20 protein-coding genes and 3 pseudogenes are annotated in these 25,592 nt (G+C 65.0%); 13 read left to right on the forward strand and 10 right to left on the reverse strand.

Translation table 11 applies throughout. From position 1 onward, the window contains the following. Positions 1-248 precede the first annotated feature (248 nt). Positions 249-959: pseudogene (locus BM171_RS19445) on the forward strand (IS6 family transposase). A 61-nt stretch (positions 960-1,020) separates the two neighbouring features. Here the strand turns inward: BM171_RS19445 and BM171_RS16110 are convergent. The 6 genes from BM171_RS16110 to BM171_RS16135 all read right to left on the reverse strand — a co-directional run bounded on the left by BM171_RS16110 (position 1,021) and on the right by BM171_RS16135 (position 8,838). Continuing rightward, positions 1,021-2,334 carry an arylsulfotransferase family protein gene (locus BM171_RS16110; RefSeq protein WP_093014844.1) on the reverse strand — a complete coding sequence of 438 codons (1,314 nt, stop codon included), beginning with the start codon at positions 2,332-2,334 and terminating at the stop codon, positions 1,021-1,023. Beyond that, on the reverse strand, positions 2,331-3,827 hold the full coding sequence (locus BM171_RS16115) for a sulfotransferase (RefSeq protein WP_093014847.1): 1,497 nt from the start codon (positions 3,825-3,827) through the stop codon (positions 2,331-2,333). The genes BM171_RS16110 and BM171_RS16115 overlap by 4 nt, the downstream gene beginning before the upstream one ends. After that, complete coding sequence (locus BM171_RS16120) at positions 3,824-4,048, reverse strand: hypothetical protein (protein WP_139218723.1); 225 nt, start codon at positions 4,046-4,048, stop codon at positions 3,824-3,826. Before BM171_RS16120 ends, BM171_RS16115 begins: the two co-directional genes overlap by 4 nt. 182 nt (positions 4,049-4,230) lie before the next feature. Next, on the reverse strand, positions 4,231-5,421 hold the full coding sequence (locus BM171_RS16125) for a glycoside hydrolase family 183 protein (protein ID WP_175497597.1): 1,191 nt from the start codon (positions 5,419-5,421) through the stop codon (positions 4,231-4,233). A 233-nt stretch (positions 5,422-5,654) separates the two neighbouring features. After that, positions 5,655-7,136 (reverse strand): protein O-mannosyl-transferase family, encoded by a 1,482-nt coding sequence (locus tag BM171_RS16130; RefSeq protein WP_175497598.1) that lies wholly within the window; start codon positions 7,134-7,136, stop codon positions 5,655-5,657. A gap of 61 nt (positions 7,137-7,197) precedes the next feature. Then, positions 7,198-8,838 carry an AsmA family protein gene (locus BM171_RS16135; RefSeq protein WP_175497599.1) on the reverse strand — a complete coding sequence of 547 codons (1,641 nt, stop codon included), beginning with the start codon at positions 8,836-8,838 and terminating at the stop codon, positions 7,198-7,200. Positions 8,839-9,465: 627 nt separating this feature from the next. Between BM171_RS16135 and BM171_RS16140 the strand changes: the two genes are divergently transcribed. From BM171_RS16140 to BM171_RS16165, 6 genes are all read left to right on the forward strand, one after another. Then, complete coding sequence (locus BM171_RS16140; protein ID WP_093014859.1) at positions 9,466-11,016, forward strand: UbiA family prenyltransferase; 1,551 nt, start codon at positions 9,466-9,468, stop codon at positions 11,014-11,016. Position 11,017: 1 nt separating this feature from the next. Next, positions 11,018-11,455 carry a GtrA family protein gene (locus tag BM171_RS16145; protein WP_245760301.1) on the forward strand — a complete coding sequence of 146 codons (438 nt, stop codon included), beginning with the start codon at positions 11,018-11,020 and terminating at the stop codon, positions 11,453-11,455. Then, positions 11,452-12,777: an FAD-binding oxidoreductase gene (locus BM171_RS16150; protein ID WP_093014865.1), complete on the forward strand. Its 1,326-nt coding sequence runs from the start codon at positions 11,452-11,454 to the stop codon at positions 12,775-12,777. Before BM171_RS16145 ends, BM171_RS16150 begins: the two co-directional genes overlap by 4 nt. Further along, positions 12,774-13,523: an SDR family oxidoreductase gene (locus BM171_RS16155; RefSeq protein ID WP_093014868.1), complete on the forward strand. Its 750-nt coding sequence runs from the start codon at positions 12,774-12,776 to the stop codon at positions 13,521-13,523. Before BM171_RS16150 ends, BM171_RS16155 begins: the two co-directional genes overlap by 4 nt. A gap of 10 nt (positions 13,524-13,533) precedes the next feature. Further along, a complete protein-coding gene (locus BM171_RS16160; RefSeq protein WP_093014872.1) occupies positions 13,534-15,120 on the forward strand; it encodes a hypothetical protein in 1,587 nt (528 codons plus the stop codon). Positions 15,121-15,630: 510 nt separating this feature from the next. Beyond that, positions 15,631-15,897, forward strand: coding sequence for a hypothetical protein (locus tag BM171_RS16165; protein ID WP_093014875.1), 267 nt, complete (start codon positions 15,631-15,633; stop codon positions 15,895-15,897). A 24-nt stretch (positions 15,898-15,921) separates the two neighbouring features. Here the strand turns inward: BM171_RS16165 and BM171_RS16170 are convergent, their stop codons facing one another. Further along, a complete protein-coding gene (locus BM171_RS16170) occupies positions 15,922-16,071 on the reverse strand; it encodes a WGR domain-containing protein (protein WP_139218724.1) in 150 nt (49 codons plus the stop codon). An 88-nt stretch (positions 16,072-16,159) separates the two neighbouring features. Between BM171_RS16170 and BM171_RS16175 the strand changes: the two are divergent. Further along, positions 16,160-16,711 (forward strand): annotated as a pseudogene (locus tag BM171_RS16175) (IS3 family transposase); the annotation flags it as partial. Between the two features lie 237 nt (positions 16,712-16,948). Here BM171_RS16175 and BM171_RS16180 read toward each other — a convergent pair. Beyond that, entirely contained in the window at positions 16,949-18,205 is a 1,257-nt protein-coding gene (locus tag BM171_RS16180; protein ID WP_093014878.1) for an IS110 family RNA-guided transposase, read from the reverse strand. A gap of 135 nt (positions 18,206-18,340) precedes the next feature. Here BM171_RS16180 and BM171_RS16185 point away from each other — a divergent pair. From BM171_RS16185 to BM171_RS16200, 4 genes and pseudogenes are all read left to right on the forward strand, one after another. Beyond that, positions 18,341-18,631 (forward strand): annotated as a pseudogene (locus tag BM171_RS16185) (integrase core domain-containing protein); the annotation flags it as partial. 215 nt (positions 18,632-18,846) lie between these two features. Next, positions 18,847-19,674, forward strand: coding sequence for an alpha/beta fold hydrolase (locus BM171_RS16190; protein ID WP_093014881.1), 828 nt, complete (start codon positions 18,847-18,849; stop codon positions 19,672-19,674). A gap of 55 nt (positions 19,675-19,729) precedes the next feature. Continuing rightward, positions 19,730-20,782, forward strand: coding sequence for a P-loop NTPase family protein (locus BM171_RS16195; protein WP_093014884.1), 1,053 nt, complete (start codon positions 19,730-19,732; stop codon positions 20,780-20,782). Further along, entirely contained in the window at positions 20,782-22,338 is a 1,557-nt protein-coding gene (locus BM171_RS16200; protein WP_093014887.1) for an ABC transporter transmembrane domain-containing protein, read from the forward strand. Before BM171_RS16195 ends, BM171_RS16200 begins: the two co-directional genes overlap by 1 nt. Before the next feature lie 22 nt (positions 22,339-22,360). On the opposite strand, the gene BM171_RS16205 is transcribed toward BM171_RS16200, so the two are convergent. Both BM171_RS16205 and BM171_RS16210 read right to left on the reverse strand, forming a co-directional pair. Then, positions 22,361-23,119, reverse strand: coding sequence for an anti-sigma factor family protein (locus BM171_RS16205; RefSeq protein WP_093014890.1), 759 nt, complete (start codon positions 23,117-23,119; stop codon positions 22,361-22,363). A 45-nt stretch (positions 23,120-23,164) separates the two neighbouring features. After that, on the reverse strand, positions 23,165-23,647 hold the full coding sequence (locus BM171_RS16210; protein WP_217646738.1) for an RNA polymerase sigma factor: 483 nt from the start codon (positions 23,645-23,647) through the stop codon (positions 23,165-23,167). Between the two features lie 125 nt (positions 23,648-23,772). Between BM171_RS16210 and BM171_RS16220 the strand changes: the two genes are divergently transcribed. Further along, positions 23,773-25,284, forward strand: coding sequence for a S8 family serine peptidase (locus BM171_RS16220; RefSeq protein ID WP_175497601.1), 1,512 nt, complete (start codon positions 23,773-23,775; stop codon positions 25,282-25,284). Positions 25,285-25,592 lie beyond the last annotated feature (308 nt).

Below are 25,592 nucleotides of genomic sequence, written 5' to 3' on the forward strand. Positions count from 1 at the left end.
CCTCGCGCGCGTCACAGACAATCCCGACATCAGGCTGTCCGCCGTGGCGACCTGATCACCCTTGGACCTCTCCGAAGGTCGGCGCTCTTACACCAACTCCCGGGGCACTACCGATCCTGGATAGAAAAGCAAAAGCGGCAGCTTTGTCCCGCGCAGCCGCCTGTCGGTTGGGACAATAATCTGTGGTCATAAGGGGACTGTTGCATTTTTCCTCACCGTTGGCGAGTCTGTAGCTTTTGAGGTCATTCATGCTGCGTCGATCACTGTTCAAACATCACCGCTTCCCGCGTGACGTCATCCTCTGCCCGGTGCGCTGGTATCTGCGCTATCCTCTGTTCTATCAGGACGTGGTCGACTTGCTGGCGGAGCGCGGGATCACTGTTGATCGGTCGACAATCTATCGCTGGGTTCAGAAGTTCGGTCCGGAGTTGAAGACGCGCACCGAGAGGCACCTGCGACGGGCGAGCCTCGATTGGCACGTGGACTAGACATACATCCGTGTGGGCGGCAAATGGCGTTACCTCTGGCGCGCGATCGATGCGAACGGTCAGATGGTCGACTTCCGTTTGACCGCGCGTCGGGATGCGAAGGCGGCCAGAGCCTTTCTAAACAAGGCAATCGAGCGCGTGCGGCTGCATCGGCCGGTCACGATCTGCACAGACAAGGCACATGCCTATCGGCGTGTCATCCGCGAAATCAATCATCGCTATGATCCGCACTTCGACAGCATCCGGCACATCGACAGAAAATGGCGCAACAACCTGATCGAGAGCGATCACGCCGCCCTGAAGCGCCTTTTGGGCTACCGTCAGAGCTTCCGGTCGCTCCGAACGGCCAAAGCGACGCTGAGCGGAGTTGAAACCATCCGAACAATCAAACGCGGCCATATCCATCACAAACAACCCGGCGTTCAGGCCGAGATCACATTCATCGCCGGCCTGTTCGACGCGGCTAGCTGACCAATGGGCACGTGGCAGGCGCTTCAGCCCGCCCTGAATAACGCAACAGTCCCCTCGCGATTTAATCTGAGGCTGCCGCCGACGGCTGCGCAACTTCGCTCACGCAGCTCGGGACGCCGTCGGCAAAAAAGTCCCGCGGGATGTTGCGCGCCTCGGTGACGATCACGTTCGAGTCCGCGTCCCAGACCATGTGACGCTCCCACACGAGCTGGCCGGCCGGATCGACCTCGAGCAGACGCCCGCGTTCGGCCTCTGTCAGGAGCAGGTTGCCGTTCGCCAAGACCTGGTGCTTGCCGCGCCGCCAAGAGTAGAACGGCACCTCCTCAGAGCCGGTGAAGTCGATGCTCACATCGCGCGTCTGTGGGTCGACGCGCATGATCCGCGAGACTTTCGTGCCGGGGTTGTTGTCGTAGACTGTGATGCTTCCGTCGGGCTGGAAATCGGGATCATGCTGCTTGAGCCATGGCCCGTGCTGCCACCACTTCATCCGTCCCGTCACGGGATCGACCACCGCCACGAGGTTGATCTCGCGCAGGCTGATCATCACGTCGCCCACCTCGAACATCGGGAAGGCGTCGGCCAGATCCTCGGTCAGCGGTTCGGCATCGTTCGGGTGGAACGGGTCGTGGCCGTACCGGATCTCGCCGTTGGTGTTGTCAAGCGTTACCGTGCGCAGATCGAGGTAGCCCTGCTGGGCGCGGTCGTTCCCGCGCGCGATGGTTCCGCGCAAATCGAGGCTGCGGACTTCCTCGCCGGTGTCCTCGTCGACCCAGACGATCGTCTCGCCGCGCCAAGTGACCATGTTGCCCTGACCGTCCCGGGTCAGGGTGTGGTGATACCAGTCGATGTTGCTCCACATCGGCTCACCGCAGGAATCGAGTCGGGTCAGCACCTGCCCGGTGTCAAAGGTCACGGCGATGGAGCCGTCCTCGAAGACCTCCATACCGTGCAGCATCGTGTTCTGAGGCCGGATTTCGCCATCGAGCTCGGCATAGGGGATCGGCCAGCGGTGCACCTCTTCGCCCTCTCCATCGTAGAGCCTTACTGTGTGGAACGTGCCGCCGACATCGGTATTTAGGCCGGAAACGAGCGTGAAACCGTCCTGCGCCTTTTGCGGCTGATGCGCGGTGAAGTCACGCTCCGGATCCGGTGTGTCTGTGCCGCCCGGCGGCACGAGGTGGCGGGTCGGCTCGAGCCCGATGTCATTCCGCCAGTTTTCCTTGATGTCCACGTAGGTTCGGTGCGCAAGGCCGAGCTGTGGCGCAGGGAACCAGCCCCACCACGAGGCGACGGTGCCGTAAACGATGCCGAGGACCCCAATGGAGACGGCAAAGACCACCGGGGCGAGGCGATCCGACAGGGGCGGTTTGCTCATGCGATGACCTTCCTGCGGTGGGATGGGGCCGCAGGCGCGAGCGCACGGTCCAAGAGCGCGGCATGCACCGCTCGCGCGTGGGCCAGCAGCGGCGGGCTGGCGCTGTCGATCTCGGGAGGCGGGCCAGGGGACCGGAAGATCGTTGCACGATCGACGATGACGTCGGTCGCGTCGGCGCCGATGGCCTCCGCGAGTGCTGGCAGGGTCTCGTGCGGCGCGGCACACAGCGCGTCGTGGTCGACAAAGACGGCACTCCGGCCGGCTGTCGCCAGCACATGCTCGTAGGCTCCTATCCAGTAGCGCAGCCAGAAATCCGCGCCGGACGCCATCTCGACATCCGCGGTTGTCCCGCCGAACGCGACCGGCCGCAGCGCCTGTCCGAACTCGAAATGCCCGAGACCCTCCATGTAACGGCGCCCGAAGGGCTCGCGCGCGTGCAGGTCGAGAAAGCGCTCGTGCAGGCGCATCAACGATGCGACTTGGGCGCGCGGTTCGCGAACCGGGATCACTATGGTGGCGTCGGGGCAGATCGTGTCGAGCAGTGGCAAGCGCGCGATGTTCGCGTTGTTCTTCGACACGTATCGGCTGGCGCCAGGTTTCGACGCGACGATTTTGGCCATATGGGTGCGAAAATATCTCGCGAAGGCCGCGTCATGGTCCTCGGCACTCCACGTCTCGATCCGGTCGGGGCGGTAGTGTTCGGGCCAGAACGCCATCCAGAGCATTTCCTCGAACGCTTCGGGACTGTCGCCCGAGACCTCGATGCCGTCCCCATGCGCGCGTTCGGTGCGCTCGGCGATTTTCTGGACGAGCGGCCCGATGCGCCCCCAAAGAAGCGGCGCAAGTGTGAACGGCATGTGCCGGTAGGTCGCCGAGGCGAACTCGGGCGTCTCGGCAAGTACGTTCAACATGATCGTGGTGCCTGCCCGGGGCAGCGAGGTGACGAACACCGGCCGCGCGGCGCGGCCTTCGTCGATCCAGCTGCTATAAAGACGGGTCTCGAGCGCGCCGAGCCTGCGCTGCCGGGCGGGCGAGGCGAAGGCGAAGTTGTGAAGGGCCTGCTCCATCGGGCCGTAGGGCACTTCGCCCGCCTGCTTGGCTGGGGCTCCGCGCTGTCCGCCGATCTGGTCGAGCGTCAGCCAGAGCGCGATTGCACAGAAGGTCGAGCCGATGAGGAAGGGCCAGCCCATCGCCACTGACATTGCTGCGTCGAGACCGTAGAGACCGGCCACCGAGCCGCTCCAGACGATAGCCGCCGCCGCAACGAGCGAGGCCAGGCCAATGCCGGCGATCGCCAGGAATCGTCCAAAGAGCGACAGAGACGCGCGACGGACCTTCCGCTCCTTCTCGATGTCGGAAAGATCGGGATTGCTGATGACTTGCAGTGCGTCCTGGGCGGTCGTCACGATCTGGCGTGCGACGGCCTCGGCTTGCAGTATCCTCAGAACTCCGACGAACGCGATCAGTCCCAGCGATAGAGCCGCTATGATCACTCGCGGCGTCCCTCGTCGCCACTGCCGGCGGTCCGCGTGTCCTGCCGCTCCGCGCGGTTTCGCATCATGCGCTTCATCGGGTACCAGACGAACCCAACGACCGCGAGCAGGATGGCCGCGGCCAGCGCGATCAGGGTACCGATCGCGGTCAGGCCCGCGCCCGGGCCGACATAGGCCTGGGCCGTGACGGGAAGGCAGATTGCACCAACCGTAATTGGCACAGCGGCAAATCGGAGACTATTAAGACTCGAATGGCGCATAGCATTCTCGCAAGTAAATTGTGTAATGAGATATGTATGCCAAAGGTGCCCCCGCAGTTCCCGCGCTTCCGCGCGGATAGGCATTATTGTGCCAGAAGCGGACGCCGACCGGCGGGTTTCCACCCATTGTTGAGCCGACGCCCTCAATCCTTGGCAGGCGGAAGCGCTTCGGTCGGCACGTCGTTTGTGGCCATCACCCCTGCCCCGCCCTCGAGCGTTGTTTTCATCAGGAAGACGTTGTAGATCGGCTTCCAGAGGGACATCGTAAAGTAGAGCGAGTCTCCGATATCGTCTGCAGGCACGATGTAAGGGGCGTAAAGCCCCGGGTGATCGGCCGAGGAGACAACGCGCTGCCCTGCGCTCCATGGTCCGGTCGGCTCGGGGGCCGTACGCAGCACAATTTCGGCGCGCGCCGGTTCGAAGTAGAGCATCAGCCAGCGCCCGTGCGTTTCACTCCACGCTACCGAGAGCTCTCCGGCAGGGGCAGGCACAATGGTTTCTGCGCGCGCGATATCGTCGCTCCATGCGGTGCCGTCCCAATAGCTGTAGGCGGCCGGGTCGAGCAGCTCCTCGGGCGCCACGCGGCCAAGCCGTACCGCGCCGTAGCGGCCCTGCGGAATGCCGAAGACGTAGACCATATCGTCGTATTTGGCATAGGCCACCTGCTCGAACCCAAGCCCAGAGGCCCATATCGCGCGGTCGGACTTCGTCCAAGACTGGCCGTGATCGTCCGAGAATGCGAGGCCGGAGCGTCGTACGAACCACTGGTCGTCCGCGCCCCAGAACCGCACAGACATGTAGTGCAGGATCATCCGCCCTGCGACTGAGATCCCGTTCGTCGGAATCACAGTCCATTCGTGGCCGGGGATTTTGACGGAGCGCACCAGTTCCTTTGCTGTGCCCGTGGCCCCTTTGATCATCGCTGTGAAGGGCAGCCCGCCGGCTGGATCCGGGTCGTCGATCCGCGCCATCGTGTTGCTGCGCCAGTCGCCTCCGTCGGCACCGTAGGTGTCGCCGAAAACCATATAGAGCGCGCCATCATGTCGAAACATATGGCCCAGGTCGGTGCCGTGCACATTCCAGCGCGCTGCGGTGGAGTTGTGCGATGCAGCACCGGTCAATTGCCGTACGACTTCAGTCGCGCCCACCACGGGTGCGCCGGACAGGCGGCTGTCGAGCTCGGTCGCCTTGGTCTCATCCCGCGGCGCATCCGCGCTCACTGCAGTTTCGGCCTCTGCAGGATCCGGCACAGGGACGTCGAAGATCAGCGGCGCGGCCCTGGCAAGGGTCGCGAGGCTCAAGAAGGTCACGGCAAGAGACAACGCGACGCGCATAAGGACATCCTCTGATAGGGAACCGCATTCATGCCGAAACACGGAACTTCGCATGACAGCAGGATCTATCAGCAAAAACAGATCTTTCGGACATGCATCGGGCCGGAATTTCGATCAAGTGGAGCAGTTCGAATGTGCTGGAATGTCGCGGCCCGACTACGTGCGTCAGATTTCCGCTGCCTATTGTCCGGGCAGCCGTATGAGCTGGCCCATGATGTCCGGACCTGCGGCGGTCACTCGCTCGGACGGCAGAGGAACCCTTCGGCTGGCCATGTCGGCGCCGTCGGCTGTTCGAGCGGGATCGTGGCGCAGCTGAGGTCGGGGCGGCGATGCTCGACCCAGCGCAGGAACTGGCCGCCGTCGGTGGGAAACACGATACCGCCCACAACCTCGCGGCGTTCGACCTCCTCCTGCGTGCGCCAGGTCACGCGGTACTCGGCCGGTGCCGGGGCGTGACTGAGAAGCTCGTAATAAAGTGTCACCATGCGCTCGTAATAGGTCATCGACACGAGCGGGTTCTCGACCGGCGACTGCGCCACCGCCGCCTCTAAGGCGGTCATCATGCCGTCGAAGGGCGCCTCGCGGCCGCGCAGTTCCGTCGCGACGACGCCCGTGCGTATCACCGCGAAAGCCAGCAGCAGCAGCCCGACGACGACATGCGCGCGCGGCATTGGCGCGAGCCGCCAGCCGATCGCGGCGACCGACGCGACAACGAGCGGACCGAGCACCGGCAGGTGGAACGCGCGGATGTCGTAGGCGCCGTACCACAGCATGAACGGGACGAAAGCGAACGCCACGCCGAAGACGAGCGCCAGCCCGCTCCAGCCGGAGTCGCGGCGCCGCCAGCCCAGCACGAAGATCCCGAGACCGGCGAGCATTAGTGGCCCGGAGACGTGGGGATGCGCGTGCGACAGCGTGTCGAGCAGAACCTCCCGCGTTTGCGGCGACGACAGGCCCGACCCGTAGAGATCTCCGAAATAGGTGCCCCGGATATAGTCGATCAGCTCTCCAACCGTGGGCGGCAGGGGCATGTACTCGGAATAGGCTGTACTCGGTTGGTGCGTGACCCAGTAGAGGTAGAGGTACTGGCACGCCCCGAGCAGCAGAAGGCCCACCATCGCCGCGATGACGCGACCTCGCACGAGCAGGCGATGGTGCGCGATCATCACCCACAGGCCCACCGGAGCCAGCATCATCATCATCAGGTGGTTGCCGAAGGACAGCGCGTAGACCGCGACCGCGGCGATGAACCAGCGCGGGTCTTTAGTGTCGACGAAGCACAACAGGAGGTAGGTTACCGACAGGATGAAGCAGAGCGCCAGCGGATAGACCTCGGCCTCGGTCGCCTGCACCGCCATGAGGCCGGCGCTGCCCAGCAGCATCGCGGCGGCGAGGGCGAAGAGCCGGCTTCGGGTCAGCCGCGTGACGATCAGGAACGCCATCGTGTTGGCGATCGCACCCGGCAAGGACGCCATCGCGAACGTCATCGCCCACCAAGGCTCCACCGGCAGCGACAACGCGCGCACAATGGTCCCGATCAGCAGGACGAGCGGATAGCCCGGCCCGTGAACGAGGATCGAGGTGTGCCCCAAAGTCTGGAATTTGGCCGAGTCCCCGGCATTCAGCGCTCCGCCTAGCCCCGGAAACTGGCAGACCCCGTAGTAGACCAGCCAGAACGCTAGGACGCCGAGCGCGATCAGGCGACGGTTTCTCAAGCCGTTCGATGCCTCCGCACATGACGGCAGGGACGCCCTGGGCTCTATGCTCACCGCCACGTCACTCTGCCTCACCTGCGGTGGTCCGGGCGAGATCGGCCGCCACCGTCGGCATCCCGGCCGCGATCACCGGCGACAGGAGCGTGCCGCCGACGCCGAACGGCAGGTCGACCGCCTGTTCGGCCGGCTCCGTCTCAGCTTCGCTAAACAGGATGGCGTTGCCCTCGACCTCGGCGGCGCCGCTTCGCAGCCCGATCGCTCCGTCCATGTCGATGCGGTATCGATCGCCGGCGATGGTCAGGCGCGACAGATCGGCCGCGCCCCCAGCAAAGGCGAGTTGCATGTCGATCGTGTCGAACGGCGTGCGCCCCGCCGACGGGATCAACGGGCCCTTGTCTTCGGTCATGAACTCGCGCCCCTCGGCCAGCGAGTCGAGGGTTGCAATGACATTGCCGCCCGACAGGCTGCCCTCCGCGACATGGGCCGAGGCGCTGCCGGTCAAGGAATCGACGAGGTCGCCCAGCGTCCGGCCGGTCGCCTCTGCCCGCGCCACGGCGTCGAGCCGCCCTCCGGGCCGCTGCGGCGTCCCGACGAGCGGATCCGTGGCGAAGCGGGTGACGACCTCCACGGTGTCTTCGAGCGATAGGCCGGCGATCTGGCTCGACAGGTCGAGATGCGCCGCCGCGTCCGCGGCGCTCAGCGTCGCGGCGGTGCGGAACGTGCCGAACGCTTCGCTCGCGCCATCGAAAAAGAGCGTCGCGGCGCCCTCCCCCACCGACAGGTCCAGCGCCGCCTGCTCGAAGCTGACGCCGGCAGCGGACAGATCCTGGCCCGACAGTTCGAAGTCGATCGCCACCTGCGACAGCCAGTCGGTGCCGATCGGGACGGCGGCCCAGTCGTCGGTCTCCATCGCGGCGCGCGCCTCAACGACGGCCCGTTCGGCGTCGTCCTGAAGCGCGCGCAATCGGGGCAGCAACGCCTCATTGGTCACTACCGCAACCCGCGCGCGGCCGTCGAGTGACACGCCGCCCACTGAGAAGGTCGCATCCTCGAGGGCGACCGCCGACGACGTCATCGCGATGCGGCCCTCGGCGTCGATGCGGGTGAGCGACGGCAGGCCGATCCCGGCACCGAGCTTGCGCAACAGCGTCGCCACATCGCCGCTCGCGGCGAGATCGCGCAGCTCTGCCGGCAGCTCGCCCTCTGGGCCCGCCGCCGCGACGTCGAGTGAGATGCGGCCGGGGCTGCCGCCGGACGTCCCGAGCAGGCGCAGATCGTCGAGCGCGAGGTCGGCTTTGACATGCAATGCCCCGGCATCGAACCGCGCGGCGATGGCGACACCGCCCGGCGTCTCGGCCCCCACGACGCGCAGGTCGAGCCCGGTCAGGATCATCTGCCGCGCTCTGCCGTCGTCGTAGTGGATCGTGCCCTCTGTCACCTCGAGTGCCTTGCCCGGATCGCCGATCCCGAACGCCGCCGCGGCGAGCGCCTGCGACGATTGCAGGCGGGTGCGCCCGGTCAGCGTGATGTCGGGGCGCACGATGCGCGGCCGCACGATCTCGACCCGGCCGGCCAAGAGCGGCGCGAGCCGCAGCGTCGCCTCGATAGCTTCGGCCCGGCCGCTCCATCGCGCGGGTTCGGCGCCGGTCGGCAGGAATTCCGGGCGCGCGATCCGCAGACGACCACCGGGATGTATCGACACACCCCCATGTCGCCCGATCGTGACCGCGCCATCACTCAGCTCTTCAAAATGCGAAGCAAGCTGCGTACGCAGGACCCTCTCGGGGACAGCCGACGGCAGTTTTAGATAGACAGCGGCAGCGCCGGCCGCGACGATTGACGCTACCACGAGACCAGTGGCCACCAAACGGCGTATTGGAAGCTTGTCGTTTGTGCCACTACGCGGTGTCTTCATGCCTTCCATCCGTTCGCTCTGGCCTTTTCGGAATTAGGGCCGCTTCACGACCAACGACCGCGTCCAATCTTCTTCACAGCGCCGCGACGTCTGACTCCGAGCATTAGCACCCGAAAGTGACACCGGACTAAATGGAGCCGCCAACCTATTTTCCAGCGCTTCGCGCGGAATCCTGCCATCATGATGAGCGAACCGCCCCGTATCATCGGATTCTTGCCGATCGCCGCCGAGAATGGCGCGTTCCCGCCGAATGGCAGCGAGTTCCGGGAACCTGACTTCCAATGACGAAGTTTAACAGCATGCTTTGGCAGCGAATAACACTGCCACTTTACTGGCCCAGACTGCGCTGCATGGCCCTCTGTGACGGCTCCGGTGTGGCCGAACTGCACGGTGAGCCGGGAGGAGCCTGAAAGAATGACGTCCACGCCCCCACCTGTAAAACATGGCGTGCTTACGGCGGCCAAACCACCGCATTGTCCTCTCAACAAGCAAGCGGGAGCATCAACCGGCGTCGTTCGGCTTTCCGCTGAGGCAATCGATCTCGCCTCTACGCCTGACGTGCCCCTCGTGATCGATCTGGACGGCACACTCCTGCGCTCTGACCTCTTGGTCGAAACAATGCTGCGCCACGTGGCAAGCGCGCCGATGAAGGCTCCGGATCTGCTGCGCGCAGCACGCCACGGTAAAGCCGCGGTGAAAGCGCACCTCGCGGACGCGGTGCACGTCGATCCGGCTAACCTGCCCTACGACGGCGACGTGCTCGCGCTGGCGCGACGGGCGCGATTAGCCGGGCGGCCTGTCTACCTCGCTTCAGGATCGCACGCGCGGTTCGTAGCCGCCATCGCGGAGTACCTCGATTTGTTCGACGGCTGGCTCGCCACGGAAGGCGACACCAACCTGACCGGTCCGGCCAAGGCGGCCAAGCTGCGCGATCGTTTCGGCACAGGCCGGTTCGATTACATTGGGAACGAGGCTGCAGACCTACCGGTCTGGAAGGCCGCGCGGCGCGCCTTCGCCGTTAGGACGTCGCGCCGGGTCACCGCGCAGATGGGCGAGGTCGCCGGCGATGCCACGCTAATCGACCAGCCGTCTCCCGGTCTGTCGGTCTGGACCCGGCAGCTCCGGGTCCATCAATATGCCAAGAACGTTCTGGTGTTCGTGCCCATGATCGCTGGGCATGCACTCACCATCGAAAATGTCGTCCTCGCCAGCCTCGCCGCGCTCGCGTTCTGCATGGCGGCGTCGGCTTGCTATATCCTGAATGACATCGTCGACCTGCAGGAGGATCGGGCGCACCACTCAAAACGCAACCGGCCGCTCGCACGCGGCGATATGTCAATCACACACGCGGTTCTCGCGATCCCTGTCCTATTGCTGATGGCAGCGGCGGTCTCGCTTGCCATTTCGCCGGTCTTCGCGCTGGTGCTGGCGATCTACTTCGCGACTACGACCGCCTACAGCTTCATATTAAAGCGCATCCTGCTGATCGACGTACTGACACTCGCCGGGCTTTACACGGTCCGGATGCTTGGCGGCTCGGTCGCCGTGGGCATCGCGTTGTCGTCCTGGCTCGTCGTGTTCTCGCTGTCCATCTTCGTGTCGCTGGCGCTGATGAAGCGCTTCACCGAGCTCGCTGCACTGGTCGATGCCAATAAACCCTCACCCTCCAACCGCGATTACGAGACGCTCGATCTCGGGATGCTCGCAGCACTTTCGGCAGCGGCGGGGTTCAACGCGGTTACGGTGCTCGCGCTCTATGTTTCGGGCAGCTCGGTTAGCACACTCTACAGCCGCCCCGAGGTTCTGCTGCTCGCATGCCCGATCCTGACCTACTGGATCGGTCGGGCGCTGATACTTGCGCAGCGGCGGCAGATGGCTGATGATCCGGTACTCTTCGCAATCAAAGACCCGCAGAGCCGGATCACAGGCATCTCGATGCTCGGCGTCTTCATCGCCGCTATCTGACATGACGCGTCTCTCTCTCTCTCACCGCAGACTGCGAGACGCACACCCAGTCGTGCGCTACGCGGCAGCAGCCGCCATCTGCGTCGCGACCAACCTCGCGGCGCAAGAGGCGGTCATGCAGACGGCGCCCACCGCGCCTCTGATGGTGTCTATCGTGATCGGCACTGGCGTGGGCTTTCTCGTGAAACACGTCATCGACAAGACCTGGACGTTCCGGGAGCCCTACATCACCCCGGCCGCGGAAGCGCGACGCATCACGTTGTCGGGCGTCTTTAGCGTGCTGACCACGATTATCTTCTGGGGGTTCGAACTCGGGTTCTACACGATCTGGGGCACGGATATCGCCAAGTACACGGGCGCCGTGCTGGGCCTCACTATCGGCTACGTGGTCAAGTACATGCTCGATCGCCGCATGGTGTTTCGCGAGGCGACCGTATGAAGGACCTCAGCGGCTGGGGCCGCTATCCACGGCTTTATGGGCCTTTGGCGACCGCGCAGACAGCGGAAGCTGCGACGCGCTTGACTGCGTCTGCACCGGGCGTCGTCGCTCGAGGATTGGGCCGCGCCTATGGAGACGCAGCCATCGGACGCGAGCGCACGCTCGCCGCCCCCGGTCTCGACCGGTTGAAGGGGTTCGATGCCGAAACCGGTCTCCTGCGGGCCGAGGCGGGTGTCAGCTTGCACGACATCCTGACCACCTTCGTCCCGCGCGGCTTCTTTCCTCCGGTCGTTCCCGGCACACGGTTCGTAACTCTCGGCGGCATGATCGCCTCGGACGTGCACGGCAAGAACCAGCACAACGAGGGAACCTTCGGTGAGCACGTGGAGGTGTTGAGCCTCGCGCTGCCGGACGGGCGCACGATCCGCTGCGGCCGAAACGAGAACCCCGAGCTGTTTCGCGCCACGATCGGCGGGATGGGCCTCACCGGCACGATCCTCGACGCATCGTTCCGCCTGCGCCGGGTCGAAACCGGCTGGATTCGCCAGACCACCAGCGTTGCCGAAAACCTGTCCGAGGCCATCGCTCTTCTCGGCCGGACGTCCGGCGCGACCTACACAGTCGCGTGGATCGATGTGCTGGCGCGCGGCACCTCGCTCGGCCGCTCGCTCATCCTCGAGGGAGAGCATGCCGGGCGCGATGAACTCGAGCCGCGGCAGGTGCCCTTTCCACCTGCGCGTACCGGTCGCTTTGGTGTGCCCTTCGACATGCCGGGCGGGCTTCTGAACGCAAGGACGGTGTCGGCGTTCAACGCGCTCTACTACCGCAAGGGCGCGCGGCGGGCCGGGCAGACAACGCTCGTGCCGTGGGACAGCTATTTCTTTCCCCTCGACGGCATCGCCCGGTGGAACCGCATCTACGGGCCGCACGGCTTCGTTCAACATCAATGCGTGATCCCCGAGGCGCGGGCTGAAGCGGTGCTGTCCGCCATGCTGGACCGGCTGTCCGAGACCGGCACGGGGTCGTTCCTCGCGGTGCTGAAACGATTGCGCGCTGGAACGGGCCTTATGTCCTTCCCGATGGACGGGCTGACGCTCGCGCTCGACATTCCGGTCAGCGAACGCCGGCTGGCGCTCATGGCCGAGATCGACGGGCTCGTGTCCGACGCGGGCGGGCGCCTCTACCTGGCCAAGGACGCGTGCCAATCGCGTGACACCTTTGAGGCCGGCTATCCCAACATCGCCGCGTTTCGAGAAGTGCGCCGCGACGCCGGTGTTTTCGAGCACATGTCATCCAAGCAATCAGAAAGGCTCGGATTATGAGCGACGCACCAGCGCAATCGGTCCTCGTCCTGGGCGGGACCTCGGATATCGGGCGGGCCGTGGCCTCAGCCTATGCCGCGAAAGGCTGGCAGGTCACGCTCGCCGCGCGGGATGCCAAGGCGGCTGCGCGCGAGGCCGCCGATCTGACTGCGCGCCGAGACACTTCACGGATCGAGACTCGCTCCCTCGACATCCTCGATACAGATGCGTTTCGCGGCTTCCTCGACGGCCTGCCCGCCCTGCCCGACACCGTCATCTGCGTCGTCGGTGCGATGGGAGAGCAGGCCCGCGCAGAGCGCGATCCGGTCCACGCCGCTGAAGTGCTGCGTACCAATTTCGAGGGTCCTGCGCTCTTTCTCGAAGCGGTGGCTGGCCGCTTCGCGGCGCGGGGGCGCGGGCTCATCGTCGGCATCAGTTCCGTCGCGGGGGACCGCGGGCGCGCCACCAACTACGTCTACGGCGCAGGCAAGGCCGGGTTCACCGCCTATCTGTCGGGCCTGCGCAACCGCCTCGCCAAGGGCGGCGTGCACGTCGCGACCATCAAGCCCGGCTTCGTGCGCACGCGGATGACCGAGGGCATGGACCTGCCGGGCCCGTTGACCGCCACACCCGCCACGGTGGCTGAGCGCATCGTCGCGCTTGAAGAGCGCCCGCGCGACGTGGTCTACATCTTGCGCCGTTGGCGGCTGGTGATGCTGATCATCCGCGCCATTCCGGAGGCGATCTTCAAAAAGCTCAAGCTGTGAGGATCATGGCATGAGCAGCGTCACCCGGCCGATCCCACTGGCGGTGCTCCTGACCACGGCGCTCTGCTGCGCATTGCTGATCCTGCCCGGGGTCACGGTGTCGTCGATGTACTTCAACGACCTGCTGATCTTTCTCGATGGCGGCTACCGGGTGGTCCACGGACAGGTGCCAAACATCGATTTCAGTACTGCGCTCGGGCCGCTCTCGTTCTACATCCCTGGTGCCGGGTACTGGCTTTCAGGGTCGCTCGGCCTCGCCATGCCCGTCGGCATGTCGCTTCTAATGCTGCTCATCGCGCCGATCGCTATTCACGTGATCGGCTCGCGGATGCGGCCCCTGATCGGCGTGGCGGTGGCGATCTTCGTCATGCTGCTGCTCGCGACGCCCATGAACACCGGGGAGGCGTTCAGCCGCGTGTCCTTCGCGATGTACTACAACCGGATTGGCTGGGTGCTACTGGCATTGCTGCTAATCCTTTTTTTGCGGCCGGAGCGGCCGACCCGCCACCAGACGGCACTGGACGCGGCGGCGGCGGCGGCGCTCGCGCTTCTGGCCGGTTACACCAAGGCGACATACGGCGTGGTGGCGGCCGGGTTCCTCTTGATACTGCTGCTGCAGCCCGGCGGGCGACGCTTTGCGATGCTGGCGATCTTCGGCGGGCTGGTCGGCGTCGCGCTGGTCGAGTTGGCTTGGGGCGGCACACGCATTCATATCGGGGACCTGATCGTCGCAACGCAGACGAGCGGCGGCCGGTCGGTCACGTCCTACGTGCGCTCAGCACTCGAGACCTCGGACGAATACGTCGTCTTCCTCGCGTTTGCGACGGCTGGGTTGTGGGTGCGTCCCAACGTCACCGATGCGCTGTTCTACGGCTTCTGCATCGCGGCGGGGCTTATGCTGCTCAGCCAGAACTTCCAGACCGAAGGGATCGTCAGTCTTCTCGTCGGCACAACCGTCGCGGCCGAGACCCTCGCGCGGAGCGCGCGGCCCGGGATGGGCCCGTTCGCGGAGGCGGTCACCCGCGGTGCGCCGCTTGCCGCAATCTTGCTGCTTCTGCCAATCGGAGTGTCATCCGCAGGGGCGCTCGGCCTGCATGCCGCCGCAGCGGCGACCCGATCCGGTGTCGCGCTTGAGACGCCGAACGGCCAGGGCCTGCGCGTGATGAACACCACCAGTGACGGGCAATTCGCCTTCTACACGCGCTACGCGGAATCGCTCGACGCCGGCGCGCAGCTTCTCCAGAGGCTCGAGGCCGCGCCGCGCCGCGTGCTGGTCTTCGACTTCGTCAGTCCGTTTTCGTCGCTCCTCGGGGTCACCCCGCCCGACGGCGGCCCGGCGTGGATGCACAACGGACGCAACTTCGACGCCAAGAACTATTTTCCTGCCGAAGAGGTAATGGGCGGCGTGGATGTCGTGATGGTCCCTAAGCGCCCCGTCGCTGGGGGGACCACGAAGCTGATGCTGGATATCTACGGCGCGCATCTCGAGGAAAATTTCCGGCTCGAGAAGGACACCGAGCTGTGGAAGGTCTACCTGCGCCGCGAGGCGCGCTCAGCACCGCAGACGAGCTGGGCCGAAACGCCGATGGCAGAGTAACGGCAAGACGTCGCACCCGGTAGAGCGTCACTTGGCTATTCCTTACAAGTGATGACGACTCTCTGCGACCGATCGCCTTGGGAGCGGCGCAAAGTGATCTTGCCCCCATTTCACTGTCCGTCCACAGTAGCTCAATCGAGGCTCGTATATTCAGCCTTGACTTTATGCTCATCAATAAGAGACGGCACTGAGTGCCTGAAAATTGAGTATCCAGTTCAACCCCCTGATATAAAACCGATTTTGACACTTTGTGGCGACTATTTCCTATAATTGCTCACAGAATCTGTGGATTACCTTGAGGTGTAGATCTCAATACACGGCTACCTCCCTATCCTCCTCGGCTTTCAGTACGTGCGACCGGTAGTACTGGCCCACGTCGAGACGGGTCGTTTTCGACCTTTTCTTGCCATCTGCGACGGATCACCGGGTTGGCAGTGACGGCCCTCCTGCAGAATACTGATAGGTGTGACACGGTTTTGGTTGTCCCGCAGGCAGTATACGGAAGATTTGATGATGGATGGTGCCGCGAACGTCGTCGACTCGAGCTTATCGCAAGCAATCTATGTCGATGGATTCGTCTTCGATGTCTTAATCTACCGGTTGGACGGGGATGCCACCTGGACGCTCGAGGTCGTTGACGAGGTCGGCGGCGCCCATATATGGATGATTGACTTCGCATCGGACCTCGATGCTCTGACCGCGGCGCAGACAGCGATCCGCAAAGTCGGACCCTTGGCCTTCATGTCTGACGATGGCAAACCGACGGGTCGTGAATAAATGGCGCGCCTTGTTGTCAAACCGCTATAGATAGCCGCGCCTCGCTTTGGCCATGTGCAGCTCGAAGCGCGCATCCTTGGCCTCTCGCTCGCTGTCGAACCAGTCGGTGCGCATCTGGCCGGGCCACCCGTTCCGACCCCACAGCGCGATCGGATACAACGTCCCGATCGCCATGCATTGTCCCGATGGCGTCACCAGCCCGTCATCGTGAAAGAGCCGGGAAGCTCCAGCTTCCAGCGGTCCAGGGTTGGGGAGCAGTGCAAAAGCTCTGAAGCCTGGGCGTCTGCGAGAGATCGTGACCGGGATGTGCGTCGACTGGGGCGTGTCGATCCGGAAGGCTTGTGGGGCCATCTGCTTCGACACGTCCAGCTACCACTACAAGTCCCGGCGGGCGGACCAGGCTGCCGTCGAAAGGCGGATCAAGGAGATCGCAGAGACGCGCGTGCGCTATGGCTATCGGCGCGTCCATGTCCTGCTGCGGCGCGAAGGATGGATCATCAATATGAAGAAGACCCGCAGGATTTACAACGAGTTGGGGCTGCAGCTGCGCAACAAGCACCCGAAGCGTCGGGTCAAGGCGAAGCTGCGGGAAGATCGCCAGGAAGCGGTCGGTTCGAACGATGTCTGGGCGATGGACTTCGTCCACGACCAGCTCGCCATGGGCAAGAAGCTTCGCATCCTGACGGTCGTGGATACCCATTCCCGGCTGTGTCCGGCGGCCGATCCCCGCTTCGCCTACCGCGGCGAGGATGTCGTGCAGACGCTGGAAAGGGTCTGCGCCAGAGCCGGCTATCCGAAGACGATCAGGGTCGACTACGTCCTATGTCGGGAAAATCTGGCCGCTTAGGTCAGCAGGTCATGGGGCGTCCGGTGTCCCGGATGCCCTGTTACGGTTGCCCAGACGGGCTCTGCCGTCAAGAAATGATCTCTTCCATAGCAAACACAGGGTACGCTCGGCGGCGGCCCTCACCGTCCTCAATACGAGATCCCAAATCCCAAGCAGAAGGCCCGAACATTATCTACGAGGTCAGCGAGCTGCCTCCACGGCTCGTCAGAGAGTGGTCCTTCCGCCTGGGCTCACCCCCTCGACGAAGGGGCGATATGGTTCGCCGTGGTTGACCACGGCGTGTACGGTGCGCGCCATCTTCGCCGCGATGGCGGTGTAGGCCTTGCGACGCAGATGAGCGTTGTGTCGATCCTTCGAGATGTAGCGCTCGAACTTGTCCCTGAAGCTGTTGGTTCGCTTGAGAACAGCGGTCTGGCCGGCCATCCAGAGCGTCCGCCGGAGCCGGGCATTGCCGTACTTCGAGATGCGGCTCTGACCGCGGAACATGCCGGACTGAACGGTAGCGAGATCCATGCCGCAGAACTTCAGGAACTGCCGATGATGGCGAAACCGACGCAGGTTGCCAGCCTCGGCCAGGATGGTCATGGCGTTGATCGGGCCGATGCCGGGGATGGTCGTCAGAAGCCGATAGTCGGACAGATCCGACAGCAACTCGACGGCCCGGGCTTCGATCTCATCGCGTTGCCGGATCAGGCTGCGACCCTCTGCGAGAACGAGGCGGAACATGCGAACCGCGTCGGAATCCGGGTGGACCGGAAGTCCAACCGAACCAACAGCCGTGGCGTAAATATCTGAAAGCAGGAGTTCTTTGGACACCTTGCGGCCGACGACATCCCACGCATCGGCGATGAAGGCGTCCCGGCTCATCGCCGAGATCATGTGTGGCGATGGGTACTTCTCCAGGAATGCCAGGAACCAATCTGTCCGCGAGCTGCGATGAAATCGTTCGGCTTCAGGGAAGTACAACGGCAGATAGTGGGTGAGGATGCGGTGCCAAAGCTCGGTCTTCGCGCGGGAAACGATCTCGTGGGTCTTCGACAGCTCCTGGATGTCGGCGGTTCCGACAACCAGTGGATCGTGGAAGCACTGTACGGCGCCGATGTCCAGCATGTGCATGATGACCTGGGCGTCCTTCGGGTCATTCTTGTCCCAGCTGTTGTGCAGGGCCTCCCGCGTCCTGGCCAGACCGACGGAGGAGACAAGCTTCAGCTCGAATCCCGCCCGGCCGAGGTGGTGCGCAAGCGTGCGGTGATAGTTGCCGGTCGCCTCGAACCCGATCCTCACCGGCAGATCGTAACTGGTGAGGACAGCAGACAGGCGCTGGAAGTCGTCCAGCGTGTTGGTGATGGTTATGCGGCGGCGGCGCTTTTTACCCGGAATGCCGATCAGCACTTCGTGGCGATGCTTGGAAATGTCGATGGCGACCAACAGGGTCGGCGCGGTAGAATGGGTGGCGGTCATAGCCGGTCTCCTCAGCGGTGTGGTTGTGCAAAACCACTGTTGAGACCTGAGGCCCGGTTATGGCCACACGCTGCGCTATCTGGGGGCTGCGCGCGTGGCATAACCTATCGGCAGCCCTTCTTCCCGACGTGCTACGGCAGCGAATTCATCTCTCGGGACCTCGACCTCTGGGCCTATGCAAACGACGTCACGCTGGACTTCTCGCGGCCTGGCAAACCGACAGACAACGGCTTCATCGAGGCATTCAACTCGAAGCTCAGGGCGGAATGCCTGAACGCCCACTGGTTCATGAGCCTTGCCGACGCCCGCGAAAAGCTGGAGGATTGGCGCAGGCACTATAACGAGGACCGACCCCACAGCGCGATCGGATACAACGTCCCGATCGCCATGCATTATCCCGATGGCGTCACCAGCCCGTCATCGTGAAAGAGCCGGGAAGCTCCAGCTTCCAGCGGTCCAGGGTTGGGGAGCAGTGCATCAACCCGCGGACTCTCCGGAAATTCGGAGGAGAGTTGGGTCTCATGTCAGCAGATAGGAATGCGCGGACGCTTTCGAGATTTTTTGTTCAGTAGGGGAATAATCCCCGCTGGTCTCCGTAACCCTCCCAGAACCACCATTCTGGAGACGGAAAGATGAGACCTATGAGCGCAGAAACCTTCCAGAGATCCACCATTGAAAGGCTCCGTGTGGCCTCCTCGGCAGGCACGCTCCACGCGCGTGTGATCCGCCCACTGCTGATCAGACGACGGCCACTTTTGGTGCTACACGGGATCTCGCGCAATGCGCGAGAACTCACGCAGCTGTTCCGCAAAGAAGCCGAGCGGACGGGGCGGCCGGTCATTGTGCCCCACTTCAAGCAGAAGGACTGGCCGCACTTCCAACGCCCGTCGGCAGCAGCGCGGCCGGATCAGGCGATCCTCGAGCTGCTGAATGTCATTGCGGCAACGCATCCCGAGTACGGGCGCAACTTCGACGTGTTCGGGCATTCGGGCGGTGCGCAGCTTGCACACCGACTCGCCATGCTCTATCCGCAGCGCTTCGGCACCGTCAGCCTGGCCGCCGCCGGATGGTACTGCCTGCCGGACGAGAGCATGCCCTATCCCTACGGTCTTGCGCCCGGCGAGATGAAGGATGCCGTAGACTGGATCCGCCGCAAGCGTGCGGGCCTCGACGCTTATCTCCGTCTGCCCTTGAGAATCTACGTGGGAGACGAGGACATCGAACGCGACGAGGCGCTGCGCACTGGCGCCGCACTCGACGCGGGCCAGGGCCGCACGCGCCGCGACCGGGCGCACGCCTATGCCCGCGCGGTCCGGGGGGCTGCAGAACGCCGCGGTATCGCGCCAGATGTCACGATGACCGAATTGCCGGGCTGCCACCACGACGTGGAGCAGTCGATCACGGAGGGTGGGCTCGCCCGCCTTGTGACCGGTCCCGCGCCCGTCGGTTTCGGTAGGACCCTGTCCTGAACCGGAGGCGCGCTTGTCGACCTCTTCCCCTCAACTTGGCCCTTGGAGATCAAAGATGGCCCTTTTGCCTGAATCCCAGCTTCACGATGCCAAATGGACCTTCACGACGCGCCGCGTTCCGCACGAGATCGCTGTCGCGATGGATCACGACTTCGCGGCGGCGCGGCCGGGCGACCTCATCCTCGCGCAGGTCGCGAAGATCGGACAACATCGCCGGGTTCAGCTGCCATCCGGCCGACCCTCCGACATCTATCCCGGTGACATGCTCGTGCTCGCTTGCGGCGCGCGCTACGCCCCTGACCAGTTCGAGGGCGTGGCCGAGATAGATCCCGAGCGGGCAGACCTTCTGGCCGGAGGCGGTTGCATCGGCCGGATGACGGCGAGGAACGCACGGATCAAGCGCGCAACCGAACTCATCCCCATCGGGCGGCTCCTCGACGCCAGCGGTGCGCCGGTGACCCTGGCCGATCACGCGCTCGCGCCACAGGCCTCGGGGCGGCAGATCCCCGTGATCGCCGTCTGCGGCACCGCCATGAACAGCGGCAAGACGCTCGCAACCGCGCAGCTTGCGCTCGGGTTGCGCCGTGCAGGCTGGCGCGTCGCCGCGCTGAAGGGCACCGGAACCGGTGCCTTCGGCGACTACAACGAGTATCTCGACACGGGCGCTCACGTGGTCGCCGACTTCACCGACGCCGGCATGGTAACAACCTACCGCGAGCCGATCGACCGGGTGAAGGCTGGGATTGATCGTCTATTCTCCCATGCCGAGGACAAGGGCTGCGACATTGCCGTTATCGAGATCGCGGACGGCCTCTTTCAGCGCGAGACGGCGCAGCTGCTGGCCGATCCGGACTTCCAGGCGCGTATTTCCGGGCTGGTGTTCGCCTGTGGCGATGCCGTGGCCGCAGCGGGCGGTGTGGCGGAGCTGACCCGGCTGGGTCTGAAGGCCGACGCGCTGACCGGCATGCTCAGCTGTTCGCCCATGGCCTCCGACGAGGCAAAGGCGCAGACCGGGATCGACGTGCTGACCAAGGAGCATCTCTGCGATCCGGCCGAGGCCAACGCTTTCGCTCTGCGCGCGGGGGCAGCTTGGAGGGAGGCAGCCTGATGCGGTGTCCCGGGCCTCTCGCCAACGGGCGCGGGCGCGGGCTGGCGCGCGTGACCGCGCTCACGCTTGTACAAGGCGGCGCCGCCGGAGCGGCGGCCTTCGCCACGCGCGGCCTCTTCGAGGCGCTGCGTGACCCGGATCCGCTCCCGGCCACGCTCCTCGCCGTTCTCGCTACGTCGGGCGCCGTGATCGCGGCGGCGCGAGTCGCCGCTCGGGTGTCCGGCGAACGACTGGGCCAGAGCTATGCCCGCGACATTCGCATGGCGTTGTTCGAGCATGCCGCCGGCATGCCCGCAAGCGACGTTGCCGCCCGGCGCAGCGGCTACATGAGCTTGCGCTTCGTCGGGGATATGACGGCCTTCCGCAATTGGCTCGGTCTCGGTCTGCCGCGTCTGATTGCGGGCGCCGTGCTGATCCCGCTTGCGTTGATCGTGCTCGGCCTTCTCGAGCCGGCCTTCGCGGTTTGGACCGTGCTGCTCGTCGGGCTCGCGCTCGCCACGATCACGGCAGGTGGGCTCCGACTGCGCCCGCTCCATCGGCGCCTACGCGCACGCCGCGCCCGCATCGCCGCCGAGATGAGCGAACGCATGCCGCTCGCCCCGCATCTCGACCGGCTTGGGCGCCGTCGGACCGAACGGCGCCAGCTCGACAAGCGGATCGACCGTATGGTCGCGGCGGCGGTCGCGCGGCTTCGCCTGTCCGAGGCCCTGAAGGCGGTGCCCGACGCGCTGGCGGGCCTCGCCGCAGTCGCAATCCTCGTCGCCGGTGAGCGCGCAGGCGCGAGCCCCGGCAGCATCGCGGGCGGGCTCGCCGCGCTCGGGCTCGTGCTGTCTCCCATGCGCGACCTCGCGTCGGTCTGGAACCTGCATTCCGCGTGGCGACAGGCGGCGCGCAAGGCCGAGGTGGCGCTCGATCGTTCGCAGCGCGGTACATATACCGAGACCCGCCGTCTGCCCTCCGGCCCGGCAGAGATCGAAATCGTGGACATGCCTCTTCCTTCTGGACGCACGATGAGCCTGCACCTTGCGCCGGGCGCGGTGGTGGAGCTTCCCGCGCGCGACGGAGACGGCGATTTTGCCCTTCGAGCGCTTGCCGGTCTCGAGGACGTGCCCGCCGGCCGCATCCGGCTCTCCGGCGTCTGCATCACACGCCTCAGCCGGGGCGCGCTTCGCCGCGGGGTTGCCCTCGTCGGAGCCACACCGCCGATCCTTCAGGGCTCGTTGCGTCGTGCGCTCACCATGGGTGTGACGGATCGACTGGCGGATGACCGTCTGGAAGCACTGGCGAGAGAGGCCGGGCTGGGCCCGACGCTCGATCGGCTGGGCGGGCTTGATGGAACGGTGCGCGAGGGAGCCCGGAACCTTTCGGGTGCCGAAGGCGCCGCCATCAGCCTCGTGCGGGCGCGCCAGCTGACGCCGCGACTCGTGCTTCTCGAAGACTCGACCGGGAGCCTCGATGTTCAGATGCAGGAGCGCATCGCGAGCTGGCTGAGTGCCACGGGGGCCACGGTCCTGCGGCAGGCCGGAGCGATGAGAGTGCCGCGCGCCGCACCCTGACCGTTGCGACTTAGGAAGACATTCAGCGCAGCCGCGCGAGCGCTTCGGCCTCGTCTTCGGGCGGGAGTGGTGCGCCTGCGCCGGAACTCATGTAGTAGGCATCCAGCACCTCCAGCGAAGAGGCTGGGGCATAGGACTCGCCCTCCGCCCCGCCCGCATCCATGGCAAAGCGCAGCGACCATCTGTTCTCCTCGGCGCAGGCGACGGATACGGTGCGCTGTCCGGACGCGTGCATCTCGTATTCGCGGCAGAGCGTGCCGTCCGACACTTCGAAGGAGGCAACTGGCGCGATCTCACGCCCCCCGTCCAGTTCCGCGGTCTCGCCAGAGGGCAGGGAGGCGAGGGCCTCTGCCACACCCGCGTCGATCCGGGCTAATCCGCCCGACGCGTCCCCCCCGGCATCGCCCGGCTGGCCGAGGCGATATCCGCCTGAGAGTCCGACGGCGAGCGCAAGACAGGCCGCGGCAGCGGTAGGCAACCAACCAGCCCGGGGACGCTGCGCCATGCGGGCCGCACCAATGCTTGTGACCGCGTTGCCATCGGCGTGCCGCGCGGCGATCGTGTCGCGCATCCGCGCCTCGAACCCCTCGGGCAGCGGTTCTTCGGCCCGCGCCGCGCTGGCCCGCCTGAGACGGTCCCGCGTGACCACAAATCGCTCCAGCCGTCTTGCGATCTTGGGATCGGTGCGAACCCGCTCGGCCACGCGTGCCGCCTCGGTCGGCTCCAGTTCACCGTCAGCATGAGCCATCAGCGTCTCGTCGGAGATTTCTTCTCGGGTCATGTCATCATCCTGCGTTTCTTCCCCGATAACGTATCGCGCCGCGCTTTATTCCAGACCCAGCGCGTCAGCGAGCGCGATGCGCGCGCGGGAGAGGCGGCTCATGACGGTGCCGAGCTGCACGCCGAGAATCTCGGAAGTCTCGGCATAGGACATCTGCTCGTAGCACACGAGGATCAGCACCTCACGCTGCGATGCGGGCAACATATCCAGCGCCTGCTCGGTCGCATCGACCATCAGTCGCGCTTCCGTCACGCGCCGTCCGTCCTCGCCGACCGCTTCGGCCGCCGCGTCGATGTCCGTCTCGGGCCCGCGCGTAGCGTTGCGCCGGGTCATGTCAATCCAGGCATTGCGCAGGATACGGAAGCTCCAGGGCTCGATCCGCGTCTCCGGGTCAAAGCTGCCTTGCGACTCCAGCGCACGCATCACGGTGATTTGGACGAGATCCTCGGCCACGTCACGCGCTCGGCACAGCGAAAATGCGAACCGGAAGAGGTTTGGCAGCACCGCGATCAATCTGTCTTCGAACATGCAATCGCTGCGCGACATGAGGTGCCTTCACGTCTTGCGGAACGCGGTTCCGCTGAAATTGGAATATTTTGTGAGCCCCTACGTAACCCGATACACCGGTTCAGATTACGCAAAAGAGGCCCCTCATGACTCTGAGCAAGTTCTTTATCACCTTGGCAATTGCCTGCGTTGTTCTCTTCGCGCAGCCGCTCGTCCCCGTGACGGACGACACTGGCATGGCCCGCGCGCAGGAAGACGGGGACGATGACGACGACGGTGATGATGACGATGACGATGACGACGACGGTGATGACGATGACGACGACGATGATCGCAGCGGCGGAGATTTTGACAGGGACGGTGACGACGACGATGAAAGTGATCGATCCCGTCGTCCGCGTGGAAGCGGCACCGATCCGATCACGCGCTTCCTCGAAGGCGTGTTCGGTCGAAACGACGACGCGCCCCGCCGGGTGCAGCGCCAGCCCGCACCGACGCCCTCACCCGAACCGGAGCCTCGCCCGTTGGCCGCACCCGACGAAATCGTGACACTTGCGCTCAGCGATGCGGATCTCACCACGCTGCAGGCACAGGGATATGCGTTGATCGAAACCTACGACATTGCCACCTTCGGCCAGACCGCGCGCCGCCTGACCGTGCCCGCGGGAACGACGCTCGAGGAGGCGCGCGCCGCCGTTCGCGCTCTGCCGACCGGAGAGGAAGCCGATTTCAATCACTTCTATCGCGCCGAGCAGGGCTTTCCGCCCGATTGTAGCGGTCTCGAATGTCCTGCGCGTGTCGCGTTCGGCTGGTCACTGCCCGAGGGGCGGGATGTATCCTGCGGCCGCGGAATGTCGATCGGCATGGTCGATACCGGCATCAATCCCGATCACGAGACCTTCGCGGGCGCCGATCTCGCTGTCGAGACGCTGAGCGACCAGGACCTGATCCCGTCCGAGGATCTGCACGGCACGGCCATCGCTGCACTGCTGGTTGGCGCGCCGGGTACCCGATCGCCGGGCCTTGTGCCCGGTGCGTCCGTCACGGCGATCGATGCATTCCACCGCGACAGCGGCGATGAACGCGCCGACGTGTTCACCCTCATCAAGGCGCTCGACCGGCTGGCTCAGCTGGGTGTCGACGTCATAAATCTCAGCCTTGCGGGACCGGCCAATACAGCGCTCGAGCTGCTCGTGACGGAGCTGTCGGGCTCGTCCGACATAGTGCTGCTCGCCGCTGCCGGGAATGCGGGCCCAAGCGCGGACCCGCTCTATCCGGCGGCCTATGACGGGGTGGTAACGGTCACTGCGGTGGACCGCGACCGTGCCATCTACCGCCGGGCAGTGCAGGGCGACCATGTGGATTTGGCGGCGCCCGGCGTCACGGTCTGGACGGCCGCCTCGATCCGCGGTGCTCGGTGGAAAACGGGCACGTCCTACGCGGTGCCATTCGCAACTGCGGCAGCCGCGGCACTGCGGCAGGCAGATCCAAACCTGACTGCGGCTGAGGTGCGGCAGGCGTTGCGCGATACCGCTCGTGATCTCGGCGACCCGGGGCCCGACAGGGTATTCGGCGCCGGGCTTGTGGCGGTGCCGAGCGAGTGCCGCAAGGACGCCGAGGACGCCCCCGAGGCACTTCCGGTATCCATGCCGGATTGAGCCGAGCGTCTCGTCGAAAACCGGATTTGGCTTCAGGTCATGTCGGCATGCCGGTCTTTCTTACCAGTTCCGCGTCCCGGTCTTGGCTTCGATGATCTTCGCCGTGCTTCAGAATCCGTTTGCTGCGACCGCGATCCCTTCTATTCCCATGCTGCAATCGCGATGAATGGCCGACTAATGACTGGAAAGTTCCGTGATGCGGTCGTTGCTCCCGAGGGTTTCGCTGCGCTCAGTTCGAATGACTGGATCCACAGCTGTGATGCCGGATGAAGAATTGCTGCGCCGCAACAGGAATACCGCTGCAAGCG

Origin of the sequence: Roseivivax halotolerans, assembly GCF_900115815.1 — a bacterium.
Taxonomy (GTDB): domain Bacteria; phylum Pseudomonadota; class Alphaproteobacteria; order Rhodobacterales; family Rhodobacteraceae; genus Roseivivax; species Roseivivax halotolerans.